This is a genomic window from Arachnia propionica (assembly GCF_037055325.1).
Lineage (GTDB): Bacteria > Actinomycetota > Actinomycetes > Propionibacteriales > Propionibacteriaceae > Arachnia.
The window spans coordinates 3,154,721-3,172,548 of the sequence record NZ_CP146373.1; the positions used below are offsets into that span (position 1 = coordinate 3,154,721).

General features: G+C 64.8%; 15 protein-coding genes. 9 read left to right on the forward strand and 6 right to left on the reverse strand.

All coding sequences use genetic code 11. The features are described from left to right. Positions 1-47: 47 nt before the first annotated feature. The 5 genes from V7R84_RS14600 to V7R84_RS14620 all read right to left on the reverse strand — a co-directional run bounded on the left by V7R84_RS14600 (position 48) and on the right by V7R84_RS14620 (position 5,566). A complete protein-coding gene (locus V7R84_RS14600) occupies positions 48-1,220 on the reverse strand; it encodes a glycosyltransferase (protein ID WP_338570354.1) in 1,173 nt (390 codons plus the stop codon). Beyond that, entirely contained in the window at positions 1,217-2,446 is a 1,230-nt protein-coding gene (locus V7R84_RS14605; protein ID WP_338570357.1) for an O-antigen ligase family protein, read from the reverse strand. Before V7R84_RS14605 ends, V7R84_RS14600 begins: the two co-directional genes overlap by 4 nt. Positions 2,447-2,461: 15 nt before the next feature. After that, the gene (locus tag V7R84_RS14610; RefSeq protein ID WP_338570360.1) at positions 2,462-3,076 is read right to left on the reverse strand and encodes a hypothetical protein; all 615 of its coding nucleotides are present in this window, start codon (positions 3,074-3,076) and stop codon (positions 2,462-2,464) included. Positions 3,077-3,084: 8 nt separating this feature from the next. Next, on the reverse strand, positions 3,085-4,380 hold the full coding sequence (locus V7R84_RS14615; protein ID WP_338570362.1) for a nucleotide sugar dehydrogenase: 1,296 nt from the start codon (positions 4,378-4,380) through the stop codon (positions 3,085-3,087). Between the two features lie 112 nt (positions 4,381-4,492). Then, positions 4,493-5,566: a hypothetical protein gene (locus tag V7R84_RS14620; protein ID WP_338570364.1), complete on the reverse strand. Its 1,074-nt coding sequence runs from the start codon at positions 5,564-5,566 to the stop codon at positions 4,493-4,495. A 68-nt stretch (positions 5,567-5,634) separates the two neighbouring features. On the opposite strand from V7R84_RS14620, the gene V7R84_RS14625 reads away from it, so the two are divergent. Next, on the forward strand, positions 5,635-6,912 hold the full coding sequence (locus V7R84_RS14625) for a hypothetical protein (protein WP_338570367.1): 1,278 nt from the start codon (positions 5,635-5,637) through the stop codon (positions 6,910-6,912). Positions 6,913-6,916: 4 nt separating this feature from the next. Continuing rightward, positions 6,917-8,227: a lipopolysaccharide biosynthesis protein gene (locus V7R84_RS14630; RefSeq protein WP_338573925.1), complete on the forward strand. Its 1,311-nt coding sequence runs from the start codon at positions 6,917-6,919 to the stop codon at positions 8,225-8,227. A 257-nt stretch (positions 8,228-8,484) separates the two neighbouring features. On the opposite strand, the gene V7R84_RS14635 is transcribed toward V7R84_RS14630, so the two are convergent. Further along, the gene (locus V7R84_RS14635) at positions 8,485-10,338 is read right to left on the reverse strand and encodes a nucleoside-diphosphate sugar epimerase/dehydratase (protein ID WP_338570370.1); all 1,854 of its coding nucleotides are present in this window, start codon (positions 10,336-10,338) and stop codon (positions 8,485-8,487) included. A gap of 144 nt (positions 10,339-10,482) precedes the next feature. Here V7R84_RS14635 and V7R84_RS14640 point away from each other — a divergent pair, with 144 nt between their 5' ends. From V7R84_RS14640 to V7R84_RS14670, 7 genes are all read left to right on the forward strand, one after another. Then, complete coding sequence (locus V7R84_RS14640) at positions 10,483-11,811, forward strand: O-antigen ligase family protein (protein WP_338570373.1); 1,329 nt, start codon at positions 10,483-10,485, stop codon at positions 11,809-11,811. After that, a complete protein-coding gene (locus tag V7R84_RS14645; RefSeq protein WP_338570377.1) occupies positions 11,808-12,887 on the forward strand; it encodes a glycosyltransferase in 1,080 nt (359 codons plus the stop codon). The genes V7R84_RS14640 and V7R84_RS14645 overlap by 4 nt, the downstream gene beginning before the upstream one ends. A 46-nt stretch (positions 12,888-12,933) precedes the next feature. Next, on the forward strand, positions 12,934-14,187 hold the full coding sequence (locus V7R84_RS14650; RefSeq protein ID WP_338570379.1) for a glycosyltransferase family 4 protein: 1,254 nt from the start codon (positions 12,934-12,936) through the stop codon (positions 14,185-14,187). A 52-nt stretch (positions 14,188-14,239) separates the two neighbouring features. Continuing rightward, entirely contained in the window at positions 14,240-15,397 is a 1,158-nt protein-coding gene (locus tag V7R84_RS14655; protein ID WP_338570382.1) for a DegT/DnrJ/EryC1/StrS family aminotransferase, read from the forward strand. After that, positions 15,394-16,011 carry a sugar transferase gene (locus V7R84_RS14660; protein WP_338570385.1) on the forward strand — a complete coding sequence of 206 codons (618 nt, stop codon included), beginning with the start codon at positions 15,394-15,396 and terminating at the stop codon, positions 16,009-16,011. The genes V7R84_RS14655 and V7R84_RS14660 overlap by 4 nt, the downstream gene beginning before the upstream one ends. 137 nt (positions 16,012-16,148) lie before the next feature. Further along, positions 16,149-17,696, forward strand: coding sequence for a sodium-dependent transporter (locus V7R84_RS14665; RefSeq protein WP_338570387.1), 1,548 nt, complete (start codon positions 16,149-16,151; stop codon positions 17,694-17,696). After that, positions 17,693-17,827, forward strand: coding sequence for a methionine/alanine import family NSS transporter small subunit (locus tag V7R84_RS14670; protein ID WP_338570390.1), 135 nt, complete (start codon positions 17,693-17,695; stop codon positions 17,825-17,827). The genes V7R84_RS14665 and V7R84_RS14670 overlap by 4 nt, the downstream gene beginning before the upstream one ends. The last annotated feature ends 1 nt before the right edge of the window (position 17,828 follow it).

The following is a 17,828-nucleotide window of genomic DNA, read 5'->3' on the forward strand; positions in this document are numbered from 1 at the left end:
ATTTCCCCGAAGGAGAGCACCCCTTCCTCGAAGCTAGCCGACCCGCCTCAGGAATCCGTGGCAGTGGCCATTCCCGCTTCGGGAAGGGGGTTTCCTTTGCCCGTTTCGCGCTCCGGCACGGGGGCTCCCGTGAGCTCTTCCGCGGCCTGCCGGGCTCTTTCACGCCAGGTGTAGGCGCCGCGCTGCGCCAGGACCCGGTCACGAACCCGCTGAATCTCCTGTGGATCGTTGGCCAGTCTCTCGAGCAGTTTGATTACCGCCTCGGATGAATTGTCCACGGTCCACCCCACTTCCATCCGCTCGACCATGTCGCCGGCCAACGATCCCTTCGTCACCATCACGGGTTTGCCGGCCCCGATGTAGTCGTACAGTTTCACGGGTACCCCAAGTTTCCAGTATTCATCCAGATCAACGACGATGGTGGCGATGTTAGTTCGTTCGAAATACTCCTGCAGAACGTTTCCGTGGCCGTGAACCACCTCGATGGCCGGGCACGCCCATTGTTCGTACTCGTGTTTGACCGCGTCCCAATCCTCGGGTCGCAGGCACACGATCAGGAGCACGTCCAGGTTCTTCTCCCATGCTTGCTTGACGGCCGCGAATAGCTCGTGAAGTTTGTAATCGAAACCGATCCCACCGACGTAGAACAGCGACAGCCCCGTGTCCGGACCAGGCAGTGGTTCGGCATGCCCATGCCCTGGTTCGAGCGCCGAGACCGGGACGTTTCCCAGATTGATGTACTCGCCCACCTTCAGGCTCGGAAGGAAAACCCTGTCCACGTGACGCCGAAGCGTTCGCAAGTCCCATTCATAGGCGGCCAGGGCGGCCTGAACCTTCAGGAAAGACAACGACTCCCTGTATTCGGGAAACACCCAGTAGATGTCCCTCAGGAACTGCCCGACGGGAATCCCATTCTTACGCAGCGACCGGAAGAAGCCGAGATCCAGGAAGGGACGCGACGGAAGATGGGTGGGATTGGTCATCGTCATGGGCATCGTCGACGACTCGGAATAACAGAAATCGAACCGCGTCCCGCACCGCATGGCGTATCGCACATCAGCTGCTCGTTCAGCGCGCTCCCGTGTGTACCCAGTGACCTCCCACACCTCATATCCGAGTTCCTCGAAGGAACGCTTCATCTGGACCGGCCTGATCCCGGAAGCCGATGCTGCATCCGGAAACAAGGGCAGCGGATGATGGAATATCATGCGCCGGGTCATGCAGACCTCCGAGCAGAAATCGCCACTGCAGCAGCGGCGGAGAAAAGAAATATCAGGTAGTAGCGGAAGGTCGATGACGGAACAATCCCGAGTATGGGCATCAGCGCGACCACGACAACACTCGCCAAATGCTGCCAGTCAAAACTCTCCACGTCGAGTTTCCACGCCCCGCGCCAGACGACTTGGGCCCAGAACGCCACGAACAGCAACGCCACCGGCATGCCGAACCAGATGAGGGCTTCCATGAGCACGTTGTGGGGATCCATCAGCTCACCCGGATAGTTGAGGCGCGCCGCCAGCTGGTAGTTGGGTTGTGTCCCCCAGCCGATCCAAAACTCCAGGTGGGAATCAGGGGTGATGGAGAGGATCCGGTTGATGACTCCCCCACGTTCCTTGGTGGAGTTGTCCTGGACCCATGGGGAGTTCCAGGCGAGCACCCCACCTGCGATCGCAGCGATCAGCGCGATCAGCGTCACCAGTGACATGGATCGCGACGAGACTCGCATCCGCAGGTTGATCCAGACTGCAGCCGCGATGCCCATCAGCAGCGCCAGCAGGGCGCCGCGAGACCCCTGGAGGAACACCAGTCCTGTGGTCAGAACCACCAGGAAACCTCGCAGAATGGTCCTGAAACGCGACGTGTGGTCGAACAGGATGCGCACCGCCAGGAGGGTGACGAACATCGCCAGCACCACGGAGAAGTCGTTGTAGTTCGGATAGAAGGCCGACACCTCGAATCGACTGTTGGCCGTCTGGGTGGTCGAGTCGGAGTAGAAAATGTTGCTCACCCGGAAACCGGTGATGATCTCGCCAATGCCGATGAGCAGAGTGATTCCGAAACACCAGTAGCAGGTGGTGATCATGACCCGCGCCAGGCGCCGCCCGAGAGTGGTCCCGGTCAGCGTCAGGGAAACAAGAAGGAACGCCGCGGTGATGACAGGGAAAGCGACCAGTTCCGGCTCCCTCGCCACGGTCACGAGGGCGACGGAACTCGTCACCGTGCCAAGAACCAACGTCCACAGCCACAGCCGCGCCCGCCTGTGGGGGATGTGCAACGGCAAGACAAGAAGCTGCAGGACGGCTATAGCCACTGTGACGAACAGGCTGCCCGGAATTCGGAGAACCAGCAACGCCACCATGATGGCAGTCAGCCACTCAGCAGTTCGGTCAACCGAAGCGAAACTCGCTGTCAGACGGGGTTTCTCGGCGAGGGGAAGGTCTGTCAAAGCCGGTTCCTGACATCAGGAACGGCGAGGCAGGAGGATTGCTGTTCCCACCCCGACGATCACGCTCACCAGGACAACGACGACCAGCTGCACACCGCGTCCTGAACGCGCCGGGCCAACCGTCACCTGAGGCAGGGGATCAAGTCCGACGCGCAGGTATTCCGGCGACTGGCCGAATGCCTTGGGAGCGTTCTCGGCGAGGCTGGCGGAGACGTCACGCAGCAAGGCCTCGGCCTTGGCCGGGTCCGGGTCCGTGACGGACAGCGAGACGCTGATGAGGCTCGGGGTCTCGAAAGTCACGCGCTCGGTGAGTGCCTGGAGATTCGGAACGTCGGGGTGCTTCTCCAGGATCGGACCGCCGACCGACGGGTGCTTCAGCAGAGCCGTGTAGGTGGTCACCAGCGCGGGCAACATTGCGGCCTGCTGGGTGGCCTGGGATTCGGCGGTCGTCTCGGGGAACTTGAACACCAGCAACTGCTTGGCGGTCTGCTCCTCGGGTTTTGTGAACACCCAGCCGCATCCGACGGCGAGGACGAGCAGGAAGGACAGCAGAAAAACGACCTTCCTTTTCCAGACGCGCGCCAGAATTTCGGGAATGTTCAGAATTCGGCTCTGTGCTTCGTTTTCCATGGATTAATTCACTCTCCATCGCCGATTCGGAAGAACGCGATTCCGGCGAAATTCTCGCGTTTCAGGACGCCGCGTCCGTCAATGATCACCGAAACCCCAGGCAGGTCCGCAGCAGTGAGATCGAGATACTCAGGATGATCGGCCTGAAGAATCGCGGCATCCACCGACTCACCCAACCGGTAGGGAGTAAACCCGAACCCCTCAAGCTCCTCATCGCTATACATCGGATCATGCACCACCACCACAGCACCCCTCGACGCAAGGATCTCCACAGTCGGGAACACACCCGAAAACGCAGTCTCCTTCACCCTGCCCCGATACGACGCACCCAACACCACCACACGACGACCCGACAGATCACCCACCACACCCTCAACCACACCAACCACATACCCAGGCATCGTCATATTCGCCTCACGAGCAGCACGCACAACCGACGCATCCGGATCCGTATACAGATACAACCGCGGATACACCGGAATACAATGCCCACCCACCGCAATACCAGGCCGATGAATATGACTATACGGCTGCGAATTCGACGCCTCAATCACCTTATACACATCAATCCCATGAGCAGCAGCAAACTTCCCAAACTGATTCGCCAACCCAATATTGACATCCCGATACGTCGTCTCAGCCAACTTCGCCATCTCCGCAGCCTCAGCCGACCCCATATCCCACACCCCATTACCCCGCCGCAAATCAGGACGCTCATCAAAACTCAACACCCGCTCATAGAAGTCAACACCCTTCGCGGTGCCCTCGGGAGAGAGCCCACCCACCAACTTCGGATACTTCCGCAAATCCTCAAACACCCGCCCCGTCAACACCCGCTCCGGAGAAAACACCACATGAAAGTCCCGGCCCTCCACCAAACCGGAGACCTCCTCAATCAACGGCTTCCACCTACCCCGGGTAGTACCCACCGGCAACGTCGTCTCATACGACACCAACGTGCCCGGAGTGAGGTGCTCCGCGAAGGACCGGGTGGCGGCCTCCATCCAGCCGAAGTCGGGCTGCCAGGTCGCGTCGTTGACGAACAACGGCACAACAATCACGATCGCATCAACACCCGGAATCGCCTCCGAATAGTCACACGTCGCACGCAACCTCCCCGCCGGCACCAGCCTCGACAACTTCTCCTGCAGATGGGCCTCGCCCGGGAAGGGCTCGGTTCCGGCGTTGACCTTGTCCACAACGTTCTGCTGAACGTCGACGCCGACGACTTCATGGCCCATGTCTGCGAACTGGACTGCCAGGGGCAGCCCGATCTTCCCAAGAGCAACAACAGCGATCTTCACGAACAAACCCTTCCCGGACACCTAGCAGGCTCACTGCCGCAGGCGATTCTACCCATCGTGTTTCAAGAACCACAGATGACGTGAGATGTGTTGGTTCTCGGAGCGCTCTCGGTCAGCGTTCGAGGTAGCCGCGGAGGGCTGTGGCCGAGGCCTTGCCGCTGTGCCAGATGTGCGCGAAGTTGATCCCCTCACGGCCCAGCCGGCGGTAGTGGTCACGATCCTCGACGATGGCGACGATGGTTTCTTCGAGTTCATCGGGGGTGGCCTGCACGATGGGCGGCGCCTCGGGCATCAGGTCCAGCACCGGAGGGGCGAGACGTCCGACGGTAACCCGTCCGGCACTCATGGCTTCGATGGCCGCCACCCCATAAGAGCCTGCCAGCAGTTGATCCACCACGATGTCGACGTCGTGCACGAGGGAGCGCATCTCGCTGTGGGGCACCGACTCGGGGCAGACGTATTCGATCTTTCCCGCATCGTCGAGCTTCCGAAGCACCGGGTCCACGAACTGGGTGCCCTTGATCGGCGGGTTTCGTCTGCTCGGAATGTGCAGTACCCGGGGTTGTGCGCGTTCCAGGAGCGGGGCATCGGTTCCCCAGGTGTTGACGTCCAGGCACACTGGCAGCCACGTGCCGCCCTCCAGGTCGAGCCTCAGGTCGGGGGTGGAGTAGAACACCGGCCTCCCGGAGCTTTCAGCGACGGCGCGGTGCAGTCGGGCGGCGCGGGCCAAGTCGGCACGCCATTCCGCATCCCCCGCGAGATACATGGACCATTTCCCGTTGATCTCGATGTGTCGGTGGGGATCGCGGACGTCGCTTCCGTGGGCAATGAGGGCGGTTTTGTATCCCGCGGCGTTCAACCAGGCAAGATCGCCGGCGAACTTGCGTCTGCGTTTCAGGTGGAAGTAGGGCTCGAAACCATCGAGTGCGACGTGGGTGAGGCCGGCGAACAGTTTCCTGCTTCGCATTCCCCGGGCCACCGGGTTCCGGAACAGGGCGCGATGAATGGGTTTGTCGACATCGAATCGGAAACTACCCGACCCGACCGGAGCCTCGGCAAACGACCACGCCGCCACCTCGAGATGCTTCCTGACAGCCGCCGCCCACGCCGTCGCCTGCCCGGCGTAGTTCGCCGGACCGATGGCCAGACTCGGTGGTTTCACGTTCTTCGAGGTGTGGTCCGACACGACGTCAGGCTATCGCAGCGTCGCGCAGTCGAGGGAGTTACGTCCACCGGACCTCTTATACTTGCCGCGTGCCGAGCCAAGCCAGGACATGGGTCAGGCCGCTCGCTGTGGTGGCGGCCTTTCTGCTCCCGATCCTCGCGACCATCGCCCTGTACCTTCCCAGCGGGCTGCTGATGCCGGCCCGTCTGGTGGTGGTGCTGCTGGCGGGGATCGCGGTGGTGCAGTTCCTTTTCCACCGCGGGCCGCTTCCCAGGGGCGTCGGCGTCGCGGTGGGTGCGGTATGCGTCGTGCTCATCACCTGCGGGGTCGTGGGGGCTATTCGGTTCCCAGGGGCGTCGTCGGTCGAGGTGGCGACGATGTTCTTCCTACTGCTCGGGCTGGCCGCCTCCCTGATTCTCTCGGACTCCCTCCGTTTCGTCGGGGCACTGATCGCAGGGTGGGAGGTTTCGGCCACGCTGGCGGCTATGGTCGCGCTCTGGGAGGTCGTGACCGCCAAGCATCTGCCGCTCAGCGTCGGTACCCGTTCCTTCGAGGGCGTTGAGAACTGGAACGAGATCACGTCCTTCTTCGACAACCCAAACCTCTACGCCTACCACTGCGTCGTCGCGCTCCTGGTGCTGCCGATCGCGTGGAGTGTGCTGGGACGTTCTCGGTGGCGGTGGGCGCTGCCTGTTCAGGGTGTGCTGCTGGCCGGACTGCTGGTGCGGTCCCACGGTCAGATGGCGTTCATGGCATTCGCTCTGGGCGCTATCTGGTGGTGTACGAGGTCGCGGTGGGGACGGATCACGTTGCTGGGTGGGCTCGTCGCCATAGCGGGCACCATGGCCCTGCGGTTGCCCCCCGGGTGGAACCTGTACCGTTTCGTGGAGGTTGCCCTCGACGGCCTCCGCTGGGAGGACAAATCGTCCTATATCCGCGCACATCTGGTGCAGAGCGGCTGGTGGATCTCGGAACGCACCGGCTTCCTCGGCGCAGGACCCGGGGGATTCGAACGGATGGCCCTCGACGAGGCGAATCCCCACCGGTCGACAGGATTCTCGAATGCCCACTGGGGAATGATCGAGGTGCTCGTCAACTACGGGGCCCCAACCCTGGTGGTGCTGTTGGCTGTCCTGATCGTCGGGGTGGTGTGGGCGGTGCGTTCCGCGCGGAGGCTGCGGATCGGTGGCGACTCTGTAGGATCCGCGGTGATGTTCGGGGCGGGGGTGCTGGCGTTGACTCTGCCGGTGGTGTCCATGTCGCACTCGACGTGGTTGGTGCAGCCGCTGACCTCGGTGCATCTGATGATCATGGTGGCCGCCTTCGCCGTCGGCGGACGCCGCCTCGGGAAGCTGGAAGAATCTTGACGTGATGATTGAGAAGCTCCGCGACAAGTTGTCGAAGCACGAGTTCCTGAAACACGTGCTGGTGCTCATGAGCGGCACCACCATCGCGCAGGCCATTCCGATCGCGGCCTCCCCCATCATCTCGCGTCTCTACTCACCTCACGAGGTGGGTGTGTCCACGATTTTCATGTCCTTCGTGACGGGACTGGTGACGGTGTGCACGGGACGCTACGAACTGGCCGTCGTACTGCCCCCCGAGGAGCCCGAGGCGCGGGCGCTGGTGAAGTTGTCGCAGCGGGTCAGCACCTGGGTCTGCGCCATTGCCGGTGCCGTCCTGCTGTTGTTCGCGGCCCCCATCAGCGAGGCCGTCAATGCCCCCGAGGTGAGGTTCTGGCTGCCTTTCGCCGGGCTGGTGGCCTGGGCCTACGCCCAGGTGTCGATCTTCAACTACTGGTGCAACCGCCGCAAGAAGTACCGGCTGATGGGCACCAACCGGATCAACCAGCAGGCCACCACCGTCAGCACCCAGCTCGGCATGGGGTTCCTCCACTTCGGGACCACGGGACTGATCGTCTCCACGCTGCTGGGACAGCTGGCGGCTAGCTTCACCATGTGGCTCAAGAACCACTCCGAGGTGAAGGAACAGCCGATCGCCTCGCTGAAAGCCGTCGCCTCCGAACACAGGAAGATGCCGCTGGCAAACGCCCCGGTGGCAGCCCTCGACGCGGTTCGCACGGAGGGCACTCCGCTCATGATGGCCGCGATGTTCTCAACGGCAGCGACGGGCCAGTTCGGGCAGGCCTGGAAACTGCTGCAAACCCCCGCCAGCCTGATCAACACGAGCCTGTCGCAGGTGTTCTTCAGGTCGTTGGCGACAACCCCCCGCGGTCACATGTCGTCGCTGGTGCGTAAGAGCATTCTGCGTTCCGCACTCATCGGCGCGATCCCTTTCCTCATCATTTTCTTCGCCTCCCCGCCGCTGTTTCCTTTCATATTCGGCGAGCGCTGGGCGGAGGCCGGTTTGATCGGCTCCGCCCTGGTTCCGTGGCTGTACGTGAACTTCATCACCTCACCAATCTCCATGTTGTTCGTGGTAGCACGCAGACAGGGAATCCAGCTCTGGTTCGCAATCCCGTTCACCGCCACCCCGTTCGTGTCGATGTTCCTATTCCACGACACCATCCTCCAAGGCATCTGGGCGCTGTCCCTGGCCATGGCGACGATGCTGCTGGTGTTCTTGGGGCTGGCGCTGTGGGTGGCGCACTCCTACGACCGGGAGGCCGAACCCGAGGCCGACACGCCCGCCGAGCCCGCCGAGGAGCAGACCGCCGACTGACCGGCGGGCCGTCTTCTTGAGACTTGTTCCACCGCCCGGAGCGCGGCTCCTCGCAGCCCGGTCCAGCTTTCAGGTGCCTCCACCACGCGGCACAGTCGCTCCACTTCCGCGTCTGCCCCGCTCGGGCTGAGCAGGTCGTAGGTCACCACACAGTTCCACGAGCCCTTGTCGAGGGGCGGGGTCTGCGGATCATGAACCGTCGGGCCGAGGCCTTCGAGCTGATCCGCGTGGTGTTCTGACCCCCGCGGGGTTGCCGGTCAGCTCTCGGGGCGTTCCAGTTCGATGCCGTCGAGCCCCGCGCTGGCCTCCTGCCGCGACTTCTCCCGTGCTGCTTCCGCGTTGCGCTGATGGGTGAGCGTCGCCAGCGACTCCGGGTCGGAGCCATCGACGGTGTCCAACAGCGCCGGGTCGAGCGGCGGGACGCTGACCCGGTTGATCAGCTCGTGGCTGGTGGCGGTGCGTTCCTCGTCGCCGCTGAATAGCACCTCGTGCATCTTCTCGTTGGGACGCAGACCCGTGAAGATGATCTTGATGTCCTTCCCGGAGCGGCGGATGAGACCCTTGGCGACGTCGAGGATGCGCACGGGTTCGCCCATGTCGAGCACCAGCACGTCGGCGGGCCGCCCGATGGCGCCGGCCTGGATGGTCAGCTCGCAGGCCTCCGGAATGGTCATGAAGTAGCGGGTGATGTCGGGGTGGGTGACGGTCAGCGGCCCTCCCGCCTCGATCTGAGCGGTGAAGGTGTGCAGCATCGAGCCACGCGAACCCAGCACGTTGCCGAACCGCACCGAAAGCCAGGTGCGTCCCGTCTTGTGGGCGTAGAACGCGGTCAGTTCCTCGGCCAGGCGTTTGGTTTTGCCCAGCACGCTGGTGGCGTCGGCGGCTTTGTCGGTGGAGACGTTGACGAGCCGCTGCACCCCGTACTTCTCGGCTGCGCGCAGCACGTTGAGGGTGCCGAGGGTGTTGGTCTTCCAGCCTTCGAGGGGGTACTGCTCCAGCATCGGGAGGTGCTTGAGTGCCGCGGCGTGGAAGAGCACGTCGGGGCGGTGATCGGCGAACACCTTGTCGAGGGCGTCGTAGTCGCGGATGTCGCACAGCACCATGTTCGGGGTGTCCAAGAGACCCTGGTTAAAGATCGACAGCTGCGTTCCGTGCAGACCGGACTCGTCGCGATCCAGCATCACGAGTTCCTTGGGTCCGAAACGGTAGACCTGCCGCGCTATCTCAGAGCCGATCGACCCGCCCGCGCCGGTGATGAGCACGACCTTCCCGGACAGGTAGTCGGCGATCTCACCCAGGTTGGTCTGGATCTGGGCGCGACCCAGCAGGTCGGTGACATCGAGGGCATGAAGGTTGGACAGCTGCACCTGTCCGCTGACGATCTCGCGGGTCGGCGGCATGACGAGGACGTTCAGGTCGGCCTCGTCGGCGATCGCGGAGATCTCGCGCATGAACTGCCGATCCGCCGTCGGGATGGCGACGATCACGGTGCGGGCCCCGTTCCGGGAGGCGGCGTCCACGAGATTCTCGCGCGTGCCGAGCACCTTCGCACCGGAGATGTGAAGGTTCTTGCGACTCGGGTCGTCGTCGATGAAACCGACGATGCGATAGGGGGCGTCGGGGTCGTACTCGAGGAGCCGTCCGAGCTGCTGACCCGCATTGCCGGCGCCGTAGACGATCACCGGCTCCCCGGACGAGTCGTGCCGCGACGGTCGCATCATGGAGCGGGCGATGAACCGACCGGCTGCCATGAGGATCACCGCGACGAAGGGCACCGTGAAGGTCACGACCCTGGGGTAGGTGGAGGGGGCGTAGAGGGCGAACAGCACCGCGAGTCCAGCGCCGATGCCCAGCGCCACGACCGCGAGGAGCGCGGTTTCCTCGAACGACGCGATGCCGTGCCTTCCCCGGTAGAGCTTGGTGGCGAACCCGATCGCGATCTGCAGCACCATCGCGGAGGCCGCGTAGATGAAGACGATCTGGGTCTGTTCGCCGGTGAGGACGAAGTTGTAGCGGGTCAGCACGAGACCCAGGGCGGCAACCGCCCAGGTCAGGGCATCCCAGACCGCCAGGCCGGTCCGCACCAGACCGACGCGATTACTCTTGCTCAACCTTCACTCCTCACACCGGGAACTTCAAGCGCGATCCTATCGTGGCCGGCGGGACCAACCGTCCGTCCGGACCCTGTGCCCCGACCGGAAAAGCGTGCCGCGTGGTAGCGTTGCGGCATTGTTCCGACCCGGTTTCGAGAGGTGATGGTGCCCGAGCGCGACGCCCCGACCAGCGGCTGGCGCATGCTCGGGGTCATCGTTTCGTGTGGCATCGTCCCCCTGATCTTGCTCTTCGGCATGGTCGATTCGCGGCGGATGCCGAACGGCCAGTTCGGCCCGTGGACACTTTTCCTGATCGTCGGTGGCGTGGCCGTCGCCGTCGGGGTGCCGCTGGCGTTGAAGGCAGGGGCCTGGGCGCGCACCTCCCGTCCCGGACGGTGGCTGGTCGCGACCTTCGCAGCGCTGATCGCCTGGGGAATCGTCTCGGGTCTCACCCACGTCCAGGTCGCCTACGAACGTCTCGGGTCGCGAGGTTCGGTCGTTGTCCCCCACGCCTACGTGCTGGTGCCGATGCTGAGCGCGCTGATCGCCTGTCTGACGGGCTGGGCCGTCGCCCACGCCGTCGAACGACAGCTCCTACCCGCCCTGCTGGCCAGCGTCGGCTGGGCGGTCCTGGCGGTGGTGGCCGTGGCGCTGGCCCGGATGGCGATCAGCGGCACCTGGGGACAGCGTCTCAACACCCCCCTGGCGGGGGCGGCGAGCGTCCATGTCGCGTTGCTGCTGGGTGCGGCGGGTTTCCTGGGGTTGGCGGCTGCGGGCCGGGCGCGTGCGGTGAACGTGACCGCGGCGTGTGCCAGCCTGCTGGGTTTGTTCCTGACTGCCTCCCGGGCGGGGGTGGCCTCGGCGGGGGTGCTGCTCCTGGTGCTCCTGCTCAGGTGGCGTCCGCGACGGCACGCCGTCGCTTTCCGACTGGCCCTGGGTGGGGTCGCGGTGGTGGCGGTCGTGGGATTGGCGGTGCTGCACCCCGAGTTCTCGCGGCTGCTGAGCCTCACCGATGAGTACCGGGCCAGGAACACCGAGACGGGACTGGCGGCCGTGTCCCAGAACCTCGTGACGCTGCTATTCGGCACGGGCGAGGCGACGATGTGGCCGTGGATGGCCTACGAGTCCGCTCTGGTGCATCTCGAACCCGACTGGGATCTGTGGACCCCGTTCGGCCCGGTGCTGCCGAACCCGCATTCGACCTATCTGTGGGCGTTCGTCGAACTGGGGGGTGTGGGTCTGGTGCTGCTGCTGGCCGCCTTGTGGCCGGTAGTGCGGGGCGGGCTGCGTCGGGGACTTCCGCCGCTGGTGGCCCCGCTGGCGATGGCGCTGCTGCTGTCGCTGGTCTCGTTCGCCACCGACACCCACCTGGTCAAGAACTTCCCCGTCGCCCTGGTGTGGTGGTTCGGGGCCTTCGTGTTGGTGCGCGTCATCACCGAGGACGACGGAGCCGGGGCCGAGATCCCCGTCGAGGAAAGGAAGAGGTCGTGAGAATCCTGCTGCTGGGTAACGCCGCGTCGATACACACCGTGAAGTGGATCAACGGGTTGGCCTCCCGCGGCCACGAGGTCCACCTGGCCACCCAGGACGACGCCGCCGAGCACCGGATCTCGGACGAGGTGACGGTCCACCGGATGCGTCACGGCGGCGGGCTCGGGTATTTCCGCAACTCCGGTCAGCTGCGGCGGCTCGTCGCAGAGATCAGACCGGACGTGGTCAACGCCCACTACGCCAGCGGCTACGGCACCACCCTCAACCTCGCCCGCTTGAAGGTTCCCACGGTCATGAACGTGTGGGGTTCGGACGTCTACGACTTTCCCCACGTCTCGTGGCTGCACCGGGCGTTGATCCGTTCAAACCTGCGCCGCCCCACCCGGATCGCGTCGACGAGCCGCTGCATGGCCAGGGAGATCCTTCCCCTCATCGAAAACCGCGACGTCGCGATCACACCCTTCGGCGTGGACGTGACGGTCTTCTCCCCACCGGAACCCGACGAGCGACCGACGGGACTGATCGGAACCATCAAGAAACTCGACTCCAAGTACGGCATCGACACCCTCATCGAGGCGTTCGCGAAGCTGGACTCGCGGATACGACTCGTGATCGCGGGCAGCGGTCCGGACCGGGAGTCCCTGGAGGCCCTGGCTACCCGGCTCGGGGTCCAGGATCGCGTCGATTTCCTGGGGGCGATCCCGAACTCGGAGGTCCCCGACCTGCTGCGTCGGCTGGACGTCTACGTCGCCCTGAGTCGCCTGGACTCGGAAAGTTTCGGGGTGGCGATCGTGGAGGCCGCGGCCTGTTCCTGTCCGACGCTCGTCTCCGATGCCGCCGGGCCCGCCGAGGTGGTCGAGAACGAAACGACGGGGATCATCGTTGCCCGCGACGACCCGGACGCGGCCGCCGCGGCCCTGACCCGGCTGTTGCAGGACCCCGGCTTGGCGCGGGCCATGGGCGAGGCTGGCAGGCGCCACGTGGTCGCCAACTACTCGTGGGATCACTGCCTGGACGTGATGGAGGGCGTCTACGAGACCGCCATCGCCGACCACCGGGCCGGCAGGCGACGCTGAGAGGCGCGACGGGGTAGCATCGTCGGCCACCACAGGAAGGATCCCCATGAGCGCAGCACCGAGCCCCCGGGACTCGCATCGTCACGTCTGGATCGTCAACCACTACGCCGATATTCCTTCCAAGGACGGCGGATCCGCGCGGCACCTGGACCTGGCCCGTTACCTGCCGGAGCACGGGTGGTCGGCCTGCCTGATCGTCGCCAGCACCACCTACCCGCAGGGGAAGCAGGCGATGAAGGGGTTCCGCCTCAGGAAGATCACCGAGGAGCTCGGCGTGCCGGCGTTGTGGGTGCGCACCATGGCCTACGGCACCTCGACGGCCCTGCGTTTCGTCGGGATGGTGATCTTCGCCCTGATGACCCTGATGCCCGGCATGACCCGCGGGTTGCGCCGCCCCGACGTGGTGATCGGCAGCACCGTGCATCCGTTCGCAGCCTGGGCGGGCATGCGACTGGCCCGCCGATACCGGGTGCCGTTCATCTACGAGATCCGCGACGTCTGGCCCGAGACCTTGATCCATCTCGGCAAGCTGTCGGAGAACAGCCCGCTGGCGAAGGTGATGTCGCGGTTGTCGCTGACGCTGTGCCGCAAGGCCTCGCTGGTGCTGTCCCCGCTGCCCCACGTCGACGAGTACCTGCGGGAGAACGGCATGCCCGACAAACCCTTCCTGTGGGTCTCCAACGGTTTCGACGGCGCCCCGGAGGATCCCGAACCGACCCTGCCGGAACGCGACACCTTCACCTTCATGTACCTCGGCAACCACAGCACCGGCGATGTCCTGGACGGCGTGATCGAGGCCTTCGACAAGGCCAGCACCGCCCGCCCCGACCTGGAACTGAGGTTGCGGCTCGTCGGCGACGGCACCCTCAAACCGGAGTTGCAGAAACAGGCCGCGGCCCTCCCGTCGGCGGCGAACATCATCTTCGACGACTGGATTGCCCCGACGAAGGTGCTGGAGCGTTCCCGGGAGGCCGACTGCCTGACGGGCAGCCTCCTCGACAGTCCCCTCTACCGCTACGGGATCAGCCTGAACAAGATGTTCAGCTACATGTACGCCTTCCGTCCGGTGGTGTTTGCCACCAGCGCTCCGAACAACCCGGTGCGCGAGGCGGATTCCGGGATCGTCGTGGCGGGCGACGACCGGGAAGCCTTGGCTGAGGCGATGGTGGAGATGGCCTCCGCCCCGATCGAGCGGCGCAGGCAGTGGGCGAGGAACGGGTACCGTCACCTGCAGGAGCACTACACCCCGCGGATCCTCGCGGGCCTGCTCGCCGAGGGTCTCGACTCGGTGACCCGCTGAGAGCTTCCGCGCACGAATGCCGCCGCGGGCCGGGGAAAGGTATCCTCGGCCCGTGACCGAACGCATCTTCCTCTCCCCACCCGACATGACCTCCCTGGAGCAGGAGGCGCTGTCCCGCGCCTTCGCGGGGGGCTGGATCGCGCCGCTGGGTCCGGAGGTGGACGCGTTCGAGGCGGAACTGGCCGCCTACTGCGACCGCAAGCACGCCGTCGCCTTGTCTTCCGGCACCGCGGCTTTGCACCTGGCGGGCCTCACCCTGGGTTTCGCACCGGGGGACGTGGTGGTCACCGCGTCGATGACGTTCGCCGCCACCACCAACGCGATCCTCTACACGGGTGCCACCCCCGTGCTGGTGGACTCCACCCCCGAGGGTGACATCGACGTGGAACTGACCCGCAGGGCCGTCGCCGAGCAGCGGGACAAGGGACGCAACGTCGTCGCGATCGTGCCCGTCGACCTGCTGGGCCACGTCGTCGACCAGGAGGGCCTCAGGTCGGTGGCCGACGAATTCGGGGTGCGCATCCTTAGCGACGCCGCCGAGTCGCTGGGTGCGGTGCACAAGGGCCGGCCCGCCGCGGCCTACGGGGACCTGGCAGCCGTGTCCTTCAACGGCAACAAGGTGATGACCACCTCCGGTGGTGGCGCGGTGCTCACCGACGATGCGGAGCACGCCTCCCACATCCGCTACCTCGCCACCCAGGCCCGCCAGCCGGTGCTGCACTACGAACACACCGACGTCGGCTACAACTACCGCATGTCGAACCTGCTGGCCGCGCTGGGACGCTCCCAGCTGGAGCGACTGCCCCAGATGCTGGAGCGTCGCCGCCAGCACCGCCTGTTCTACCGCGCCCTGTTCGACGGGGTCCCGGGGGTCACGTTCTTCGGACAACCCGACGGTTCGGAACACCCCATCGGCCAAGGCGACCACGACAACTTCTGGTTGACCTCGATCGTCATCGACCCGCAGGTCGCGGGCTTCTCCCGTGACGACGTGATCACGGCCCTGGCCGACGACAACATCGAGTCGCGGCCGCTGTGGAAACCGATGCACCTGCAACCGGTGTTCCAGCACCTCGACGCCTACGTCAACGGCAACTCCGAGCGCCTGTTCACCAACGGCGTCTCCCTGCCGAGCGGATCCGCCCTCGACGACGCCGCCATGGAACGCGTCGCCGCCCGGTTGCGCGCAGTCATCGGACGGTCCCGATGAAACGCCGCCCCTACGACTTCGTCAAACGGGCCATCGACATCCTGATCGCGGGCCTGGCGCTGATCCTGAGCCTCCCGATCCAGCTGGTGGTAGCGCTGCTGGTGCGCATCAATCTGGGTTCCCCGGTGCTGTTCACGCAGCAGAGGCCAGGCCGGAGCGGTCGCATGTTCACGATGTACAAGTTCCGCACCATGCGCGACATCACCGAGGATCTCGTCAGCGACGAGGACCGCATTACCCCGTTCGGTTCGTGGTTGCGCTCCACCAGCCTCGACGAGCTCCCCGAGCTGCTCAACGTCCTCAAGGGAGACATGTCGATCGTGGGTCCCAGGCCCCTGCTGCCCGAATATCTGCCGCTGTACACGGCTCGTCAGGCCCGCCGCCACGAGGTGCGGCCCGGGGTGACGGGCCTGGCGCAGGTCAAGGGCCGCAACGCGATGCCGTGGGCGGAACGTCTGGCCTGGGACGTGCGCTACGTCGAGACCCGCTCCTTCGCCCTCGACTGCCGTATCGTCCTGGACACCTTCAAGGTGGTGCTCGCACGCGAGGGCATCACCGAGGAGGGGCAGGTGGCCATGACCGACTTCGAGGGCGCCCCGGACGTGGAGGTCTGACGAATCGCCCATGTCGTGGACATTGTTTCGGTTCTCTTCTCGGGCGTACTAGGTTGAAGCGTTCGTCGTGAAGGTTCCGCGCGTCCTGGGGCACCGCCCGGCCGTGGAACCTCGCAAAACCCTCGGAGCTGAATTCAATGGAAAAGCGTGCGCCCAAGCAGGAGAGCTTCAACTCCCGCAACTATTTCATCCTGGCGGCCATCGGGTCGGCCGTCGGATTGGGCAACATCTGGCGCTTCCCGTACGTCGCATTCAAAAACGGCGGCGGGGCATTCATCCTTCCCTACCTGATCGCGCTGCTGGCGGTGGGCATCCCACTGCTGTTCTTCGACTACTCCCTCGGGCACCGCTACCGCGGTTCGGCCCCGCTGTCGCTGCGGCGGATGGGACGCTGGACAGAAAGCCTCGGCTGGTGGCAGGTGATGGTCTGCTTCGTGATCGGCATCTACTACGCGGCCATCGTCGGCTGGGCCGGAATGTACACCCTCTTCAGCATCAACCAGGTCTGGGGGTCCGATCCGAAGGCCTTCCTGTACGAGCAGTTCCTGCACGTCGCAGAAGCACCGGACGTCGGCTCCGACTTCGTACCCTCGCTGTTCATCCCGATCCTGGTGGTGTGGGCGGTCACCCTGGTGACCATCGCGCTGGGCGTCAACAAGGGCCTGGCGATGGTGAACAAGATCTTCATGCCGCTGCTGGTGGTGATGTTCCTGATCCTGGTGGTGCAGTCGCTGTTCCTGCCCGGCGCGAGCACAGGACTGGATGCCCTGTTCACCCCCGAGTGGAGCGCGCTCAGCGACCCCACGGTGTGGGCGGCGGCCTTCGGGCAGATCTTCTACTCGCTGTCTGTCGGGTTCGGTGTCATGCTGACCTACTCCTCCTACCTGAAGCGCCGCACCGACCTGACCGGCTCCGGGCTGGTCGTCGGTTTCGCCAACTCCGGTTTCGAACTGCTGGCTGGAATCGGCGTCTTCGCCGCTCTGGGTTTCATGGCCGGGCAGACGGGCCAAGGGGTCTCCGACGTTGCCGGGCAGGGCATCACGCTGGCCTTCGTGGCATTCCCGACGATCATCTCCCAGGCCCCCTTCGGGTCGCTGATGGGTGTGTTGTTCTTCGCATCCTTGACGGTGGCGGGGCTGACGTCGCTGCTGAGCATCGTCGAGGTGGTCGTCTCCGCGGTGCGCGACAAGCTGGGCATCACCAAGGTGCAGGCCACCCTCGTCATCGGCATCCCAATGATGATCCTGTCCATCCTCCTGCTGTCCACCACCACCGGACTGTACTTCCTTGACATCACCGACGAGTTCGCCAACAAGTACGGCATCCTCGGCGGGGCCCTGGTGTGCATCATCGCGACGGTGTGGTTCGTTCGCAAACTCCCGGTGCTGCGCGACCACCTCAACCGTTTCTCCAGCTTCAAGGTGGGGCGGGTCTGGATGGCGCTGGTCGGCGTGGTCGCGCCGCTGGTACTGGGATACATGCTGATCAACGACTTCATCAGCAAACTCGGCACACCCTATGAGAATTACCCGCAGCGCCTGCTGGTGATCTTCGGATGGGGCATGTTCGCGACGCTGCTCATCATCGCGGTGGTTTTGACACTGCTCCCCTGGCGACGCAGCATCCGCACCGACTTTGACGAACAGAACAACGAACACGAAGTTTCCGAAGAGGTGTCCGCATGAGTGCAGCAGCCGTCATCATGATGACCATCGCCATCCTCACCCTGTGGGGTGGTTTGGGGACAGCAGCCGTCAACCTGTTCCGCAGGCCGGACCTGTCCGCCTACGACGACGAGATCCCCCAGGAAGCGTGAG

What these genes read in the sequence shown, in the direction of transcription:
- V7R84_RS14610 (WP_338570360.1), bottom strand. Translation starts at nt 3,076, where the DNA reads ATGGAAAACGAAGCACAGAGCCGAATTCTGAACATTCCCGAAATTCTG.
- V7R84_RS14600 (WP_338570354.1), bottom strand. Translation starts at nt 1,220, where the DNA reads ATGACCCGGCGCATGATATTCCATCATCCGCTGCCCTTGTTTCCGGAT.
- V7R84_RS14660 (WP_338570385.1), top strand. Translation starts at nt 15,394, where the DNA reads ATGAAACGCCGCCCCTACGACTTCGTCAAACGGGCCATCGACATCCTG.
- V7R84_RS14640 (WP_338570373.1), top strand. Translation starts at nt 10,483, where the DNA reads ATGGTGCCCGAGCGCGACGCCCCGACCAGCGGCTGGCGCATGCTCGGG.
- V7R84_RS14665 (WP_338570387.1), top strand. Translation starts at nt 16,149, where the DNA reads ATGGAAAAGCGTGCGCCCAAGCAGGAGAGCTTCAACTCCCGCAACTAT.
- V7R84_RS14650 (WP_338570379.1), top strand. Translation starts at nt 12,934, where the DNA reads ATGAGCGCAGCACCGAGCCCCCGGGACTCGCATCGTCACGTCTGGATC.
- V7R84_RS14670 (WP_338570390.1), top strand. Translation starts at nt 17,693, where the DNA reads ATGAGTGCAGCAGCCGTCATCATGATGACCATCGCCATCCTCACCCTG.
- V7R84_RS14630 (WP_338573925.1), top strand. Translation starts at nt 6,917, where the DNA reads ATGATTGAGAAGCTCCGCGACAAGTTGTCGAAGCACGAGTTCCTGAAA.